Raw genomic sequence first — 17130 nt, forward strand, 5'->3', positions numbered from 1 at the left:
TTCTAGGCGGGATGCCGGGGGTCGTGACGCTCAGGCCACCGAGACCTCGACGCGGTGCCAGCCCTGAGCGCCGTCAGGCACCACGTCGGCCGGCTCCGAGGTCTGGGTCTCGCCGTCGGCGCTGATCGCGCGGCACTCGATCGTGTGCGCGCCGCTCTCGGCCGACCAGTCGAGACGCCATTGCACCCAGGTGTCGGCGGAGATGGCCGCCGCCAGCTCGGCGCGCTGCCACGGCCCGCCGTCGATCCGCACCTCGACGCCCTCGACACCCACGTGCTGCTGCCACGCCATGCCGGCGATCACCGCGTCGCCCGCCTCGATGCGCTGCCCCCGGCGAGGCACGTCGATGCGCGACTGCAGCTTCACGGGACCGCGCTCCGACCATCCGCGGGTCGTCCAGTACGCCGCGACCCGGTCGAAGCGGGTCACCTCCAGCTGCGTCACCCACTTCGTCGCCGACACGTAGCCGAAGAGACCGGGGACGACCATGCGCACCGGGAAGCCGTGCTCGATCGGCAGCGGGTCGCCGTTCATCCCGATCGCGAGCAGGGCGTCACGGTCGTCGGTGAGCGCCTCCAGCGGAGTCGAGGCCGTGAAGCCGTCCGCAGAGGTCGACAGCACCATGTCGGCCTGCGGGTCGACACCGGCCCGAGCGAGCAGCTCGCGCAACGGATGACCGAGCCAGCGCGCGTTGCCGATCAGCGACCCGCCCACCTCGTTCGACACGCACGCGAGCGTCACGTGCGCCTCGCTCATCGGCAGGGCGAGCAGCTCGTCCCAGGTGATCTCGATCTCCCGCTCGACCATCCCGTGGATGCGCAGCGACCAGTCGGCGGGGTCGATCCGCGGCACGATCAGGGCGGTGTCGATGCGGTAGAACTCGGCGTTCGGGGTGACCACGGCGGTGAGCCCCGGGACGTCCAGCTCGGCGGCCGCCACGACCGCCGGAGCGGGCCGCACCGGTGCCGGAAGGCGCAGCGCAGTGCGGACCGCCTCGATCGAGCGGGTCGCGCCACGGGCGACGGAGCCGACGACGAGCGCCGCGAGACCCGTGGCCGCGACACCGACCGTCCAGAGGAGGAATCGGCGGCGCTCCTCGCTCTCCGCCCGGAGGTAGGGCACCGGATGCACCGTGCGCATGAGCAGTCGGAGCGCGACGACCGCCACGACCGCCGCGACGAGGCCGGGCAGCCAGGCGAAGGGCCCCGCCCCGGGGCGGATCATCGCGATCACCAGCGCGAGAGCACCCAGGGCGCCGAGGATCGTCGCACCGACACCGGGCCGGCGCGACTCCAGGATGCCCGCGACCGCCGCCACGGCGGCGAGGACCAGCGCGATGCCGGTGAGCAGCGCGACCTTGTCTCCGGTGCCGAAAAGAGCGATTGCGGCATCCTTGGCCCAGCTGGGCGCGAGGTCGATGAGGCCGCCGCCGATCACGGCGAAAGGACTCGCGCTCGGTTCGACGACCGCGGCGACGAACTCCGCCAGGCCGACCGCGGCGACCGCCGCGCTCAGCCCGACGGCCGCCGATCGGAGCCGGTCACCGCGCCCGGTGGCGATCGCGTGGGTCATGAACCGAGGGTAACCCGGGCATCACCGACCCGGCCGCGCCGACTCAGAGACCGTTGCGACGCGCGACCTCGCCGAGCCAGGCGAGCGAGGGCTTCGGCGAGCGCTCGAACGTCTCGTGGTCGAACCCGATGAGGCCGAACGTCGGAGCGTAGCCGCTCGCCCACTCGTAGTTGTCCAGCGCGCTCCAGTGCTGGTAGGCCTTCACCTCGATGCCGTCGGAGATCGCGCGGTGAAGTCCTTCGAGCGCTCCCTGCGTGTAGGCGATGCGGCGGGTGTCGTCGGCCGTCGCGATGCCGTTCTCCGTCACGAGCACCGGCACGCCGCCGCTGCGCTCCCAGGCGCTGCGCACGCCGAGCTCGAGCGCCTCGGGGAAGAACTCCCAGCCGGTGAGAGTCGTCTCGACGTCGGCCGCGACCGGCAGCGGGCCCTTCGGACCGATGAAGGTTCGCGTGTACGCCTGCACGCCGACGAAGTCGTCGCCGGCGGACTGGTCGAGGTACCAGTGGTCACGGGGGTCGCCGTATTCTGCGAGCATCTCGTCGGCTCCGGGCTCACCGGTGGAGTGGAAGGCCTGCGTCGCGATGGTCCACCCCGCCTGCACACCGGGGACGGAGTGCAGGATGTCGGATGCGCGGTGGTGAGCGTCGAGGAGGGTGTCGGCGACAGCGAGGTCGGGGTTCGGGAGTCCGTACGCCACCAGGTTCGCGGCATCCTCTCCCCCGGCCAGCATCGCCGCGATGTTCGGCTCGTTGATCGTGCACACGTAGGTGACGCCGTCGAGGATCGGCAGCACCGTCTCGACGTAGCGCGAGAAGAGGTCGACGGCGTCGGATGCCCGCCAGAAGCCGTCCTTCTGGAACCACTGCGGCACGGTGAAGTGCATGAGCGTGACCGTGGGGTCGAGGCCGTTCTCCCTGGCCGTGTCGATCATCCGGCGGTAGTGGTCGAGCATGGCCCGGGAGATGACGCCGCGCTCCGGCTCGATGCGCGCCCACTCGACCGAGAAGCGGTACGAGTTGAGCCCGGCGTCCGCGAGGAGACGCATGTCCTCCGGGTACCGGTGGAAGTGGTCGGCGGCATCGCCCGAGGGCTCCACCATGGGCGAGCCGGGAGCGTGCTCCATGGTCCACCAGTTGCTGGTCGTGTTGTTCCCCTCCACCTGATGGGCTGCGGTCGCAGCGCCCCAGAGGAAGCCGTCGGGGAATGTGAGCACGTGTGCTCTCCTCTCTGTCTCGAGTCTCTATCTCGAGATACGTGATGGGTTCGGTACGGCGTCGAGGAGCTCGACCGTGTACGGGTCCTCCGGATGCTGCAGCACCTGGGACGTCTCGCCGCGCTCGACGACACGTCCGCTGTTGAGCACGAGGATGTTCTCGGTGACGAGGCGCGCGCTCAGCAGGTCGTGCGTGATGTAGAGCATGCTGATGCCCCAGCGCTCCCGCAGGTCCTCGAGGAGCGCCAGCACTCCGGCGCGGAGCGAGACGTCGAGCATCGACACCGGCTCGTCGGCGATCAGCACCTGCGGGTCGCTCGCGAGCGCCCGGGCGATCACGACGCGCTGCCGCTGACCGCCGGAGAGCTGGTGCGGGAGCTTCGCCGCGAACTGCTCGACGGGCGTCAGACCGACCGTCTCGAGCAGTTCGAGCACGCGGGCCCTCGCCTCGTCGCCGCGCAGCTTCGTGTAGTTGCGGATCGGGCGGCTGAGCGCGTACTCGACCGTGTGCAGCGGGTTCAGGGCCGCGTACGGATCCTGGAACACCATCTGCACGTCCTTGCGGAGGTCGCGCAGGCCCGTGCGGCGCAGCGACGCGACGTCGACGTCGCCGAAGCGCACCGTGCCCTCGGTCGGCTTCTCGACGCCCGTGATGAGCTTCGCCAGCGTCGACTTGCCGGAGCCGGAGGCGCCGACGAGCGCGAGGGCCTCGCCCGGCTCCAGACGGAAGGACACGTCGTCCACCGCGGTCACGGGCTGCTCCCCGCGGCGCGGGGCCGGGTAGCGCTTCGACACGCCCTCGACCACGATCGCGGCATCGGCCCGGCGCGTGTCCCGCTGCGACACCGTGGGCAGCGTCTCGGTGAGGTCGGTGCGAGTGCGTCCCTCACGCCGTCGGGTGCCGAGGTCGACGAATCCGGGGATCGAGATGGACTCGGCCCGCGGGTCGGCGTAGTGGCTCAGCAGCATCCGCGTGTACTCGTCCTGCGGGCGCTGCAGGATGTCGAGGCTCGGCGCGTCCTCGACGATGCGCCCCTCGTGCATGACCATCACCCGGTCGGTCGCCTCGAGCACGATTCCGAGGTCGTGGCTGATGAGGATCGCCGTGAAGTGCTCGGAGCGCTGGAGATCCTTGATGGTGTCCATCACCGCGTGCTGCACGAGCACGTCGAGCGCCGTGGTCGGCTCGTCGAACACCATGAGCTGCGGCTCCAGCGAGAGGGCGAGCGCGATGGACGCGCGCTGGCGCATGCCGCCCGACAGCTCGCTGGGATACCGTGCCAGCACCGCGGGGTCGAGGCCGACCTTCGCGACGAGCTCCCGCGCGCGGGCCTCCCTGGCATCGCGGGCGACGTGTCCGTGCGCCGCGAAGATGTCCTGGAAGTGGGTGCCGATCGTGCGCACCGGGTTCAGCGCGTTCATGCCCGACTGCAGCACCATCGCGAATCCGCCCTGGCGCTGGCGGCGCAGCTCCTCGGCATCCAGCTCGCGGATGTCGCGACCGCCGAAGAGGATTCGTCCGTCGCTGATGCGGGCCGGGGGCTTCTGCAGCCGCGTGAGGGCGAAGCCCAGCGTGGACTTGCCCGAGCCCGATTCGCCGACGAGCCCGACGAACTCGCCCCGCCGCAGCGTGAACGACACGTTCTCGACAGCCGTGACCGGGGTCGTGCCCGGAGAGGCGTACTCGACGGACAGGCCCTGGACGTCGAGCAGGACGTCGTCTTCGGCTCTGGGGGTGCTCGCGGTCATGGCGCTCATCGTCCCTTCCCTTCTCGCAGGCGCGGATTGGAGATTCCGTCCACGCCGAAGTTGATGAGTGTGAGGCTCAGCGCCAGCAGCGCGATGCAGAGACCGGGGGCGAACAGCAGCAGCCACTGCCCGGTGAGCAGCGAGTTCGAGTTCTGCGCCCAGTAGAGCATCGTGCCCCAGCTGACGATGCTGGAGTCGCCGAGGCCGAGGAACTCCAGTCCCGCCTCGGCGAGGATCGCCGCGGTCGCCGCCCCGAAGAGCGTGCCGGCGATGATCGAGGTCATGTTCGGCAGGATCTCGCGGAACACGATGCGCGCCCGACTGTCACCCGAGAACTGCGCCGAGGTGACGAAGTCGTTGCCCCGGAGCGACTGGGTCTGGCTGCGCAGCACTCGTGCGCCCCAGGCCCAGCCGGTCACGACGATGACCGCGATGATCATGAGGATGCCGCCGTTCTGCAGGTACGCGGCGATCACGATCATGAGCGGGAGGCCCGGGATCACGAGGAAGAGGTTCACGATGAACCCGACGACCTCTCCGAGGAAGCCCCGCATGTACCCCCAGCTGAGGCCGATCAGCACGGCCACGATCGTCGACAGGATGCCGGCGGCGAGGCCGACGAGCAGACTGATCTGCGATCCGTAGATCAACTGGCTCAGGACGTCCTCCCCCGCGGCCGTGGTGCCGAGCCAGTGCGCGGGCGAGGCGTCGGCGTTGCGTTCGAACGAGTTGTCCTTCGGCCCGTAGGGCGCGAGCAGCGGAGCGAACACCGCGACCAGCACGAACAGGCCGAGGATGATGAGGCCGAGACGCGCCTTGCCGTTCGACCACAGCGTGCCGACCATGCGGCCGAACGAGCGCCACGGACTGGGAGCCGCGATGCGGTCGGAGGGAACCTTGACGTTCATGGTGGAGGTCATCGGCGAGTCCTCGGGTCGAGTACCCCGTAGAGGATGTCCACGAGGAAGTTGGCGACGAGCACGCTGACGGTGATCATCAGGAAGAGCGCCTGCATGAGCGGGTAGTCCTGCCCGATCACGGCGTTGAAGAGGAGGTATCCGATACCGGGGTACTGGAACACCTGCTCCACGAGGATGGATCCGCCGACCACGCCGCCGAGCGTGAGCCCGAAGCCCGTGAGGTTCGGCAGGATCGCATTGCGTGCGGCGTACCGCAGGGCGATGGTGCGGCCGTGGAGGCCGTTCGCCTCGGCGAAGGTCACGTAGTCCTCGCCGAGCGTGTTGATCATGGCGTTGCGCATGCCGATGATCCATCCGCCGAGCGATGTCAGCAGAATCGTCAGTGCGGGGAGCACCGCATGCTGCAGGAGGTCGCCGATGAACTCCCAGGTGAAGCCGGGGGTCGTCGTCGCGGAGTACGCGCCCGTGGTCGGGAACCAGTGCAGCACGTATCCGAGGAAGAACAGCAGCAGCAGTGCGGTCCAGAAGTACGGGAAGGTGCTGAGGAACGAGCCGGTCAGCGTCGGCAGCGAGTCGAGCCACGTGCCGCGGCGCCATGCGGCGGCGACGCCGATCAGCGTGCCGATCACGAACGCGAGGATCGTGACGATGCCGACCAGGCCGATCGTGTACGGCAGAGCGGTGGAGACCATGCTCGACACGCTCTGCGGGTAGAACGTGTAGGAGACGCCGAAGTCGAGCCGGACGACCTGACCGAGGTAGGCCACGTACTGGTCCCACATCGAGCCGGTCGGGACTCCGAGCTGGGCCTCGATGGCGGCGCGCGTCGCGTCGGACACGGGGCCGTTCTGCGCGAGCTTCGCGATCGCGGCATCGGCCGGCGACCCCGGCATCAGGCGTGGGAGGAAGAAGTTCAGCGTGATCGCCGCCCACAGCGTGAGCACGAACAGGCCGACCTTCTGGAGGACGTACTTCATCGGTCATCCTCCTTCACGCGCTCCAGCTCGGTGAAGATGAGCAGCGGCGCCGAGTCGTAGTTCTGGGGGATCATGTAGGGGTCGTCCTGGCTGGGCCAGCCGGTGAATTTGGAGTCGTTGAAGAGTCCCCAGATGCCGCCGTAGTACATCCCGATCACCGGCATCTCCTCGTAGACGATGCCCTGGAGCTCGTGCACGATCTCGGTCTGACGGGCGGGGTCGACCGTCTCGCGGTACTCCGCGAGCAGCGCGTCGGCCTCGTCGGACCGGTAGCGCTCGAAGTTGTTCGCCGTGGCCTCGCCGGACGGGACGTAGAACTCGCTGGAGAGCAGGTTGTTGTACGCCTGGTACGGGTCACCGCCGCCCATGCCGCCGATCGCGACCTCGAAGTCGCCGTTGCTGATCGCGCTCTGGTACCCCGCCGGCTGCGGGAGCTTCAGTGTGACCTTCACCCCGACCTCGGCGAGCTGCCGCTGCACCGTCTGCGCGGCCCGGGTCCAGTCGGAGTAGCCGTTGGCGGTGGTGAGCGCGAACTCGAGCTGCTCCCCGTCGGGGCCGACGAGACGGTCGCCGTCGAGGGTGTAGCCCGCCTCCGCGAAGGCCGCGAGCGCGGCATCCGCATCCTGCGTCAGCATCCCGCCGTCGGGGATGCTCGGGTCGAGGTACTTCTCCTGGTTGGGGAGGATAAGACCGGTCTGACCGGCCGGCTCCATGTACCCCTCGGAGGCCGTTTCGGCGATCTCCTCGCGATCGAGGGCGAGGGCGATGCCGCGACGGACGTTCACGTCGTCGAACGGCGCCACCTCGAGGTTGGGCATCAGGGCGATCACGCCTCCCGGCGGGAACCACCATGTGTTGTCCGGACTCGCGGCGCCCCAGGTGCCCTCGACGTCCGAGATGAACGAGTACGACCAGTCGTAGCCGCGCGTGACGGTGTCGAGCTGCGTGTTCGTGGCCGGGAGGATGATGTGCTCGATCTCGATCGAGTCGGCCTGCCAGTAGTCGGGATTCCTGTCCATCGAGTACTGCTGGTCGTTGTAGTTGCCGAGCACGAAGGGGCCGGTGCCGACCGGCTCCTCGTTGCGGTATGTGCCCGGGTCCTCGACGTCGCTCCACAGGTGCTCGGGGACGATCATGGTGAGACCCAGGACCGTCAGCGAGGGGGCGTCATCGCCCTGCAGGTGCATGATGACGTCGTCGCCGTCGGTCTCGACGGACTCGAGGTGCTGCCACGCGCCCTTGATGTCGAGCGAGGGGTTGTCCTTCAGCAGCTGGAACGTGAACGCGACGTCGTCGGGAGTCAGCTTCTCGCCGTCGCTCCACTCGACGTCGTCGCGGATCGTCATGACGATCGTGCGCGCGTCGGGCTGGGTCCACTCGCTGGCCAGCCACGGGTTGAGGGTGTTGTCGAGCGGGTTCACCAGGATCAGCGGCTCGTAGATCCACCGCGACGCCGTGCGCGTGTTGGTGAGGTACGGGTTGAAGTTCCGGGTGAAGAACGGATTCCCCTTGTCGGCGTTGATCAGCATCGTGTCGTCGCCGATCGACGGATCGGGCTGCGAGCTGATCTGGATGCTGCAGCCGCTGAGCACGACGGCCGCAGCCGCCAACCCTACGATCGCGGCTCTCCGCCAGCGCCGGAGCATGTGCGTCTTCGCCACGCTGCCACCTCATGTCGTCTGTGTCATGAAGGAGGTCCCGCCGTTCGGGACACTCCGCGGCCACGGCCGCATGACCGATTGTAAGCGCATACATTTTGGGACCGCAACCCCTCGTCACGGATGCGGAATGCCGGCATCCACCTCTACGAGGGTCGCTGCGAGCTCTCCCGGACGAGGATCTGCAGCGGAAGCCGCACCGTCATGGGCGACGAATCCGGCTGCTCGAGACGGCGTGCGAGCAGCTGGACGGCGGCCCGGCCCAGGTCGATCATCGGCTGCCGCACCGTGGTGAGCGCAGGCCGCGAGAGCGCCGCGGCCTCGATGCCGTCGAAGCCCGTGACGCGCACGTCGTGCGGCACGCGGATGCCGGCCGAGCGGAAGGCGTCGATCGCGCCGAGGGCCATCTGGTCGTTCGCCGCGATGAGCGCGGACGGGACGCCTCGCGCGATGAGCTCCGCCGCGGCGCGGCGACCCGACGCGCGGGTGAAGTCGCCGCGGAGCAGCGTGACGTCGTCGAGCGCGATGCCCGCGTCGGCGATCGCGGCGGCGAAGCCCTCCCGGCGCTGAGCGCCGTCGGGGGAATCCTCGGGGCCGTCGAGATAGGCGAGATCGCCGCCGTCGGCCTGGGCGATGACGAGCCGGGTGAGCTGGGTCATCGCCTCCGCATTGCTCACCGTGACGTGATCGTAGCTGTCGCCCCGAGGAGGACCCGAGAGCACGACCACGGGGATCCGCTGTGCGAGGCGCGCGAGCACATCGTCGGGGACGCTCTGCGCGAGCACCATCAGCCCGTCGACGCGGCCGGCGATGTCGCGCACGGTCTCTCGGGCGGGGTCGTCCCTCCCGACGCCGATCATCAGCACGAAGCCCCGCTTCCAGGCCTCGAGCTCCGCCCCGCGGAGCACCTCGTCGAGGAACAGCATGGTCGGCTGCGGGACCGCCGAGTCGGCGGTCTCCTGCTCGACCGTGAACGGCGGCGCCTCACCCCGGTCGTCGGCGAGCACATCGAGCAGCGGAGCGTCCTCGGACGCGTCGAATCCCGGGAAGTACAGTCCGAGCACGCCGGTACGACGCTCCGCGAGCCCGCGGGCGCTGCCGCTGGGCACGTAGCCGAGGGCTGCGACCGAGTCGAGCACGCGCTCCCGCGTGGCCGGGCGCACGGCATCCGGCTGCCGCAGGACGCGCGAGACGGTCGCGATCGACACTCCGGCACGCTCTGCGACGTCGTAGACGGTCGCCTTCCTGGTCACGCTCGCTCCTCCTGCATCCGGGCCGGGGTGGGTGTGCACCAGGGTAACCCGGCGCCGAGTCAGCGCCTGCGCGCACCTCGGAAGGCGATGTGCGCCTGCGAGGGCAGAATGCGTGGAATCCGGACGGGCGAAGCGCGATCGGACTCGCGAGGCGCGCAGCGTCGGGCCTGAGCTAGCAACGCGCGACCACCGATCCGTGGGGGCGCGTGCTGATCTCGCCGGAATCGCGGCCGCGGGTGGCCGTCGACACGACCTCGAAGCCGGCGTCCGCCAGGAGTACGGCGAGCGCGTCGGCCGACCAGAAGTACGCGGGCGCCACGGCGTGCGCGAACGGTTCGCGGGGTGCGCCGTCGAAGAACCCCATCAGGATGCTGCCCCGTGGCGCCAGGACACGGGCGAACTCGCTCAGCACCTCGGGCAGATCGGCCGGCGGGGTGTGGATCAGGGAGTACCACGCGAGGATGCCGCCGATCGAACCGTCTGCGACAGGCAGGTCGCGGAACGAACCGACGTCGAACCGGATGCCGCGGTGCCGCCGCCGTGCGGTCGAGATGAACTCCGTCGACAGGTCGATCCCCCGCGCCTCCCGCCCGCCTCGCGTCAGGAACTCGGTCCACTGCCCCGGCCCGCAGCCGGCATCCAGCAGCGGCCCCGTCGTGCTGTCGCACCAGGTCTCGATGACCGCCGCGTCGCGCGCATCCATCTGCTCCAGTGCTCCGGCCACCTCGACGTACTCGGCGGCCCGGGCGTCGTAGGCGGCGGCGACGTCCGCATCAGAGCCGTCGCGCATCAGCGTGCCGCGAGCGCGGCCTGATAGAGATCGCGGGACGACAGGCCGGTGGCTGCGGCGACCTCGGCGCACGCGTCCTTCAGACGGGTGCCGGACGCCACGACCTGCTGCACCTGCGCGAGCGCGTCCTCCGCCGAGGCCGCCCGGCGCGGAGCGCCCTCGACCACGACCACGACCTCGCCCTTGACACCCTCGGACGCCCATTCGGCGAGCTCGCCCGCCGTGCCGCGGCGCACCTCCTCGTAGAATTTGGTGAGCTCGCGGCACACGGCGATACGGCGGTCGTCGCCGAACGCGACGCCCATGTCGACGAGCGTCGAGGCCAGGCGCGCGGGCGACTCGAAGAACACCATGGTGCGGGGTTCGGCGGCGAGCGCACGCAGCGTCGAGCGCCGCTCCCCCGGCTTGCGCGGCAGGAAGCCCTCGAACGTGAACCGGTCGGTCGGCAGGCCCGAGATCGCCAGCGCCATGAGCACGGCGCTCGGGCCGGGGATCGCCGTCACCGTCACCCCCTGCGCCACGGCCTCGGCGACGAGCCCGTACCCGGGATCGCTGATCGCCGGCATCCCCGCGTCGCTCACGACCACCACGTCGGTCTCGAGCGCCAGCGCCGCGAGCTCCGCCGCCTTCTGCTTCTCGTTGTGGTCGTGCAGCGCGATCAGCCGCGGACGGTTCGCGATCTGCAGCGCCTGCAGCAGCCGCCCGGTGGTGCGCGTGTCCTCCGCGACGACGACCTCGGCGTTCTCCAGCACCTCGACGAGGCGGCGGGAGACATCCCCGAGGTTTCCGATCGGTGTCGCAGCGAGGATGATCACCCGCCCAGCTTAGGCGTGGCTCCGAAGGGCGTTGTCTAGGCTGGAGCGGTGACCGCGCCCGTACCCCTGCTGCCTCCGCCCGCCGAGCGGCTCACGCGATACGGGCAGCTGCGCGACCGCATCCTCACCGATCCCGACTGGGGACGCATGGTGCGGTGGTTCGCGCCGCTCGTCGTCACCGCGGTCGCCGCGGTGCTGCGGCTGGTCAATCTCGGGCATCCGCACCAGCTGGCCTTCGACGAGACCTACTACGTCAAGGACGCCTGGTCGCTGTGGACCCTCGGCTACGAGGGCACGTGGGGCGAGGACGCGAACGAGGCGTTCGTCACCCTGCAGAAGCTCCCCCTGTCGGACGTGGGGGCGTTCGTCGTTCACCCCCCACTGGGCAAATGGCTGATCGCGCTGGGCATGTCGCTCGGCGGCCCCGACAACACCGTCGGATGGCGGCTCGCGACGGCGCTCTTCGGCACCGCGAGCGTCCTGCTGGTCTACCTCGTCGCGCGCCGGCTCACCGGATCGATCCCCGTCGCGACCGTCGCGAGCGGCCTGCTCGCGATCGACGGTCTCAGCATCGTGATGAGCCGCATCGCCCTGCTCGACGGCCTGCTGACGTTCTTCCTGCTGCTCGGGGCCCTGTTCATCCTGCACGACCGTCGACAGACGATCCCCCTGATCGAACGCATCGATCCGGAGGCCCCCGACCCGATGTGGGGGCGGGTGTTCTGGCGACGCCCTTGGCTGGTCGCCGCGGGAATCGCCCTCGGCGCCGCCTGCGCCGTGAAATGGTCGGGGCTCTACGCCCTCGCGGCCTTCGGCCTGTACGTCGTGGTGACGGATGCTCTCGCCCGGCGCCGTGCGGGCGTCGTGCTGTGGCCGACCTCGGCGGCCTTCCGGCAGGGACCGGTGTCGTTCGTGCTCCTCATCCTTCCGGCGCTCGCCGCCTACCTCGCGAGCTGGACCGGGTGGCTCGTCACCTCGGGCGGCTACGCACGGCAGAGCGACCCGAACCCCCTCCTCGCCCTGTGGAAGTACCACGACCTGATCCTCGACTTCCACGTCGGGCTCAGCAAGGGCCACCCCTACGCGAGCCCGGCCTGGGAGTGGCCGTTCCTCCTCCGGCCGACGGCCGTGTGGGTGGGCACCGACCCCGCGCCGTGCGGCGTCGACCACTGCATCGCCGTGATCTCCACGATCCCCAACCCGCTCATCTGGTACGCGGGTGTCGCGGCGACGGTGTACCTGATCTACCGCCTCGTGCGCGGCTGGATCACACGGCAGCCGGTCGGCCCCGCGCTCACCTTCCCGCTGATCGGGCTGGCCGCCACCTACGTGCCGTGGCTGATGATCCCCGAGCGCACGATCTTCCAGTTCTACACGGTCGCGATGATGCCGTTCCTCGTGCTCGCCCTCGCCGTGACCCTGCGCGTGATCGCCGGGCGCAGGGAGGATCCGCTGCACCGCCGCCAGTCCGGCGAGCGCACCGTCGCGATCTTCCTCGTGGTCGTCGTGCTCGTGTCGGCGTTCTTCTATCCGGTGTGGACCGGCATGAGCGTGCCGTACGACTTCTGGCTGCTGCACAACTGGCTCCCCGGCTGGGTCTGACGCCGGCGCACGATCAGCGCCGGCGCACGATCAGCGCCGGGGCACGATCAGCGCCGGGGCGGCAGATCCGCCGGATCGGCGACCGGCAGCCGGCAGACGAACGACCGGCAGTCGTAGGCGCGCTCGGGGGCGTCGGCCTTGCCCTCGAAGAGCTCGAAGCCGGCATCCGCGAGGGCCTGCGCCTGAGCGGGCGAGACGATCGCCACGACATCGGCCTGGGCCCGTCGAGCGGCAGCCGCCAGTGCGCCGGCGGGATGCTCGGTGACGACGACGATCTGACGAGGGGCGTCGACGAGTCCGGCAGCGACCCGGAGCAGACTGCCATGGGCGAAGGGCTGGCCGAGCGCCGCCGCGGCATGCTCGCGTACACGGTCGGCGGCCGCCTCGCGGTACCGGTCTCCGGCGCCGAGACGCCACGCGGTCAGAGCTGCGGCGGCCAGCGCGGCGACCCCCGACGGCAGATCGCCGTCGGTCTGATCGGGTGCGACGGCGACGCCGCGGGCGGTGAGCAGCGGATCGCCGGCGACCCCGTCGAGCGCCGTGTCGAGCAGGGCTCGGCCCTCGACCGCCCAGGCCGCCTCGCCGGTCGCCGCCGCCAATGCGAGCAGCCCGTCTGCGAGCAGGGCCACGTCGGCCGTCGTCGCGACCGCAGACGAGGGGATGCCGTCGAGCGATGCCCGGACGAGCGCACCGTCGGGCGCGCGGTTGATGCGCAGGACGTGGTCGGCCGCTCTCGCCGCCGCGCGGACCCACTCCTCCTCGCCGAGCGTCGCACCCGCCCGCGCCAGCGCCGCGATGGCCAGCCCGTTCCACCCGGTGATGACCTTGCCGTCGACCGCAGGGGGCTCGAGGTCCGCCCGCTCGGGCACAGGCCGCAGGTAGTACCCGCCCTCACTGCGCTCCCCGTCGATCCACGATTCCGAGTCCTGGGCGGCGCCGAAGCCCCCTCCGTCGCGCCGCAGCACTCCGAGGAGGAACGCCGCGACTCCCCTCGCGGTCGACTCGTCGCCGGCATCGAGCGCCACGGAGAGCAGCTGCGCATTGTCGGTCAGCATCCGCTCGTAATGGGGCACAGACCAGTCGCGCTGGGTGGCGTAGCGGAAGAACCCGCCGTCCTCATCGCGGAGCGGCGACGAGGCCATCGCCACCAGCGCCCGACCTGCCGAGGCAGCGGCATCCGGCGCCTCGCGCCGGACCAGCGGCGTCTTCAGCAGCCCGAGCACGGTGGCGACGGGGAACTTCGGAGCCCCGCCGTACCCGCCGAACAGACGATCCTCACGTGCCGCGATGGCCTGAGCGGCCGTCGCGATCGCCGCGGCGTCGGGGAGGTCCGACGGCGTCGAGGCCGCAGCGCGCGCGAGTGCCTCGGTCACGGCATCCGCCGACTCCTCGGCCTGCGCCCGGCGCACGGTCCACGCCTCACGCACGGCCCCGAGCACATCGCGGAACGCCGGCATCGGCCCCCGCGCCTCGGGTGGCCAATAGGTGCCGGCGTAGAACGCGCGGCCGCGAGGCGTCGTGAACACCGTGAGGGGCCATCCGAGGTTCTGGGTGAACGCAGAGGCCGCCGCCATGTAGGCGCCGTCGACATCCGGATGCTCCTCGCGGTCGACCTTGACGGCCACGAAATCCCGGTCGATCAGCGCCGCCGTCTCGGGGTCGGCGAACGATTCGCGCGCCATCACGTGGCACCAGTGACAGGTCGAGTACCCGATCGAGATGAGGAGCGGCACGTCGCGGCGTTCCGCCTCGGCGAACGCCTCGGCACCCCAGGGGTACCAGTCGACGGGGTTGTCCGCGTGGGCGCGGAGGTACGGGCTGAGCGTGTCGGCGAGCCGGTTCGTCATACCCTCACGCTACGCCGACGGCAGGAGCTCCGGGCCTTTCTCAGGAGCTCCGGGCCTTTCTCAGGAGACGAGGAGCTGTTCAGCCGGACGCGATGCCGCATAGCCGACGAGCGGCAACGCGCGCTCGGCGGCGAGATCGATGCGCGCACGCAGCACGTCGGAGGAGATCACGTAGCCGTCGAAGTCGGTGTTGCTGGCGTAGACGCCCAGAGGCAGCGTCAGCGCCTGGAAGAAGGCGAACAGCGGACGCAGCTGGTGCTCGATGATGAGCGCGTGGCGCTCACCCCCGCCGGTGGCGGCGAGGAGGACGGGCTTGCCGACGAGCTCGTACTGCCCCACGAAGTCGAACAGGTGCTTGAAGAGGCCCGTGAACGAGGCCCGGTAGACCGGACTCCCGACGATGAGCAGGTCGGCCGCCTCGATCGCGAGGAGCTTCTCCTCCACCTCGGCGGGCAGTTGATCGCGTCGCAGCGCTCCCGCGAGCGAGGGACCGATGTCCGTCAGCTCGACGACCTCGACCTCGACCTCCGCGCGCTCGGCGACGGCATCGGCGATCGCACGGATGAGGACCGTGGTCTTGCTGGGCTCGTGCAGCGAGCCGGACACGGCGACGACGCGGTAGGGGGCTGTCATGCCGACGACGCTACTCACGACGACGCCCCGTGTCGCGATACGCGACACGGGGCGTCATCTGCGGTCTCGGACCGACTCAGTTGACGTCGTTCGGGTGCGAGCCGACGCGGCCCGACCCGTCGAGCGGGTCGAGGGCGTCGATCGCCGCGACCTCGGCATCCGACAGCTCGAACCCGAAGACGTCGAGGTTCTCGCGCAGACGCTCGGGACGCACCGACTTCGGGAAGACGATGAAGCCCTTCTGCAGGTGCCAGCGCAGCACCGCCTGGGCGGGGGTGACGTCGTGCGCCGCCGCCGCATCGGCGATGGCCGGAGTGCCGAACAGGTCGTACTTGCCCTGTCCGAGCGGGCCCCACGACTCGATGCGCACGCCGTGAGCGGTTGCCCAGTCGACGATGTCTCGCTGCTGGTACGCCGGGTGCAGCTCGATCTGGTTCACCGCCGGCGTCACGCCCGTCTCGGCCACGATGCGCTCGAGGTGCGGCACGAGGAAGTTCGAGACGCCGATGCTGCGGGTCAGGCCGGCGTCGCGCAGCTCGATGAGCTTCGCGAAGGCGTGCACGTAGTCGTCCTTCGCCGGGGTGGGCCAGTGCACGAGGTACAGGTCGACCTGCTCGAGGCCGAGCTTCTCGAGGCTCTCGGCGATGGCCCTGTTCGGCTCGTCGTCGTGGTGGCGGTCGTTCCAGAGCTTGGTCGTGATGAAGAGCTCGTCGCGCGCGATGCCGGACGAGGCGATGGCGGCGCCGACGCCCTCTTCGTTGCCGTAGATCGCCGCGGTGTCGATGTGGCGGTAGCCGATCTCCAGGGCTTCGCTCACCGCGCGCTCGGTCTCGTCGGCCGGCACCTTGAAGACGCCGTAGCCGAGCTGGGGGATGGAGGTGCCGTCGTTCAGTTCGAGTGCAGGAATCGTCATGGGTCCAGCCTAGAAGGGTTCTGGGAGGGGCGGCCGGCCATGGCCGCCGCCGCGCGGCCGACCAGCCGCTCGAGGGGGCCGCGCCCGAACAGGATCGACCACACCGACGTGGCGAGCAGCAGCACGATCGCGGTTGCCGCCCAGAAGGCGTTGCTGGACGGGAATCCTCCCGGACCGCCGAGGAGCGCCGTCGACACCACATGCGCCGTGTATGCCGTGAGCGGCATGGAGCCGAGGGCGCCGAGCGGCAGCAGCAGCCAGCGCAGCGGTCCGCTGACCAGCACGCACGCCGCGAGGACCACGAGGGCGAAGCCGCCCGACCCGAGGATCTCGGCGGTGCCGCCCGAGTGCGGCACCACGCCGAAGACGGCCGCGAGGACCGCCCCGCCCGGGTTCGCGGCGGCGAGCGCGTCGGGGTAGTCGCTCCATCCGGACGGAGGAGTCCCGGCGCTGTCGAAGGATTCGCCACCGGCGATCCCTGCCACCGCGCCGACGAGACCCAGCCCGTAGCCGACGATCATCAGTCCGACGCCGATGCCCAGGGCGACCACCGCCGTCTCGGACCGTTCGACGTGCAGACGCCCGAGGGCCATGCCGCCCAGCACGAACGCCAGCCACGCGGTGATCGGATACGAGCCGTAGAGCACCAGGTCGATGCCGGGGCCGGTCGGGTACAGGGTGAGGGCGGCGAGGAGCGCGAGCACCGCCGGGGCCGTCACCGCGAGGACGCCCGACGCGATCAGCAGCTTTCCCGGACTCCAGCGGAGGACGGGGATCACCGCGATGTAGAGCAGCCCGTACACGGTGAGGATGATCGCGATCGGCGTCCCCAGCATCTCGAGCGCGAGCCCGATGAGGAAGATCACCGCTCCGCGTCCGAGGAGCTGCAGGCGGATGCTCGGCATCCGCTCCGGATCCGGGATCTCGCTGCGCCCCGTCATCAGGGCGATCGACACGCCCGCGAGCACCGCGAACAGGATGGACGACCTCCCGTGCACGAGGTCGAGCCAGGTCGACGGATCGAGGGGGTCGAACGACGGCGTCTCGCCGACGTGCGCTCCGGCCATCCCGAGGATCGCGAGCCCCCGGGCGATGTCGAGCCCGAGGATGCGCGGCGCCCTGCCGAACTCGCGGAACCAGCGCGTCACGGGTTCGGTCGATGCGGGAGTGGTCACCGCCTCATCGTAG

14 protein-coding genes are annotated in these 17130 nt (G+C 70.5%); 1 reads left to right on the plus strand and 13 read right to left on the minus strand.

The features are described 5' to 3' along the window. Positions 1-30 precede the first annotated feature (30 nt). From BN2660_RS00720 to rsmI, 9 genes are all read right to left on the minus strand, one after another. A complete protein-coding gene (locus tag BN2660_RS00720) occupies positions 31-1572 on the minus strand; it encodes a molybdopterin-dependent oxidoreductase (protein WP_091225981.1) in 1542 nt (513 codons plus the stop codon). A 43-nt stretch (positions 1573-1615) separates the two neighbouring features. Beyond that, positions 1616-2785, minus strand: coding sequence for a glycoside hydrolase family 1 protein (locus BN2660_RS00725; protein WP_091225984.1), 1170 nt, complete (start codon positions 2783-2785; stop codon positions 1616-1618). Positions 2786-2812: 27 nt separating this feature from the next. Beyond that, positions 2813-4534: an ABC transporter ATP-binding protein gene (locus tag BN2660_RS00730; RefSeq protein ID WP_091225986.1), complete on the minus strand. Its 1722-nt coding sequence runs from the start codon at positions 4532-4534 to the stop codon at positions 2813-2815. 5 nt (positions 4535-4539) lie between these two features. Next, the gene (locus tag BN2660_RS00735; RefSeq protein ID WP_091225989.1) at positions 4540-5454 is read right to left on the minus strand and encodes an ABC transporter permease; all 915 of its coding nucleotides are present in this window, start codon (positions 5452-5454) and stop codon (positions 4540-4542) included. Then, positions 5451-6431 (minus strand): ABC transporter permease, encoded by a 981-nt coding sequence (locus BN2660_RS00740; protein ID WP_091225991.1) that lies wholly within the window; start codon positions 6429-6431, stop codon positions 5451-5453. Before BN2660_RS00740 ends, BN2660_RS00735 begins: the two co-directional genes overlap by 4 nt. Next, the gene (locus tag BN2660_RS00745; protein ID WP_255304912.1) at positions 6428-8092 is read right to left on the minus strand and encodes an ABC transporter substrate-binding protein; all 1665 of its coding nucleotides are present in this window, start codon (positions 8090-8092) and stop codon (positions 6428-6430) included. Before BN2660_RS00745 ends, BN2660_RS00740 begins: the two co-directional genes overlap by 4 nt. 143 nt (positions 8093-8235) lie before the next feature. After that, positions 8236-9342: a LacI family DNA-binding transcriptional regulator gene (locus BN2660_RS00750; protein WP_091225994.1), complete on the minus strand. Its 1107-nt coding sequence runs from the start codon at positions 9340-9342 to the stop codon at positions 8236-8238. A gap of 172 nt (positions 9343-9514) precedes the next feature. Beyond that, positions 9515-10132, minus strand: a complete 618-nt coding sequence (locus BN2660_RS00755) for a class I SAM-dependent methyltransferase (RefSeq protein ID WP_091225996.1) — start codon at positions 10130-10132, stop codon at positions 9515-9517. Further along, positions 10132-10947, minus strand: a complete 816-nt coding sequence (gene rsmI / locus BN2660_RS00760) for a 16S rRNA (cytidine(1402)-2'-O)-methyltransferase (protein ID WP_091225999.1) — start codon at positions 10945-10947, stop codon at positions 10132-10134. Before rsmI ends, BN2660_RS00755 begins: the two co-directional genes overlap by 1 nt. Positions 10948-10995: 48 nt before the next feature. Between rsmI and BN2660_RS00765 the strand changes: the two genes are divergently transcribed. Beyond that, the gene (locus BN2660_RS00765) at positions 10996-12549 is read left to right on the plus strand and encodes a dolichyl-phosphate-mannose--protein mannosyltransferase (RefSeq protein ID WP_091226001.1); all 1554 of its coding nucleotides are present in this window, start codon (positions 10996-10998) and stop codon (positions 12547-12549) included. Between the two features lie 47 nt (positions 12550-12596). Here BN2660_RS00765 and BN2660_RS00770 read toward each other — a convergent pair whose 3' ends face one another. The 4 genes from BN2660_RS00770 to BN2660_RS00785 all read right to left on the minus strand — a co-directional run bounded on the left by BN2660_RS00770 (position 12597) and on the right by BN2660_RS00785 (position 17117). Further along, positions 12597-14396, minus strand: coding sequence for a thioredoxin domain-containing protein (locus tag BN2660_RS00770; protein ID WP_091226003.1), 1800 nt, complete (start codon positions 14394-14396; stop codon positions 12597-12599). 60 nt (positions 14397-14456) lie between these two features. Next, on the minus strand, positions 14457-15029 hold the full coding sequence (msuE, locus tag BN2660_RS00775) for an FMN reductase (RefSeq protein WP_091226216.1): 573 nt from the start codon (positions 15027-15029) through the stop codon (positions 14457-14459). 76 nt (positions 15030-15105) lie between these two features. Then, entirely contained in the window at positions 15106-15942 is an 837-nt protein-coding gene (locus BN2660_RS00780) for an aldo/keto reductase (protein WP_091226005.1), read from the minus strand. Then, on the minus strand, positions 15939-17117 hold the full coding sequence (locus tag BN2660_RS00785) for a heparan-alpha-glucosaminide N-acetyltransferase domain-containing protein (protein WP_255304917.1): 1179 nt from the start codon (positions 17115-17117) through the stop codon (positions 15939-15941). Before BN2660_RS00785 ends, BN2660_RS00780 begins: the two co-directional genes overlap by 4 nt. Positions 17118-17130 lie beyond the last annotated feature (13 nt).

Origin of the sequence: Microbacterium sp. 3J1 (assembly GCF_001049495.1) — a bacterium.
Classification (GTDB): Bacteria; Actinomycetota; Actinomycetes; order Actinomycetales; family Microbacteriaceae; genus Microbacterium.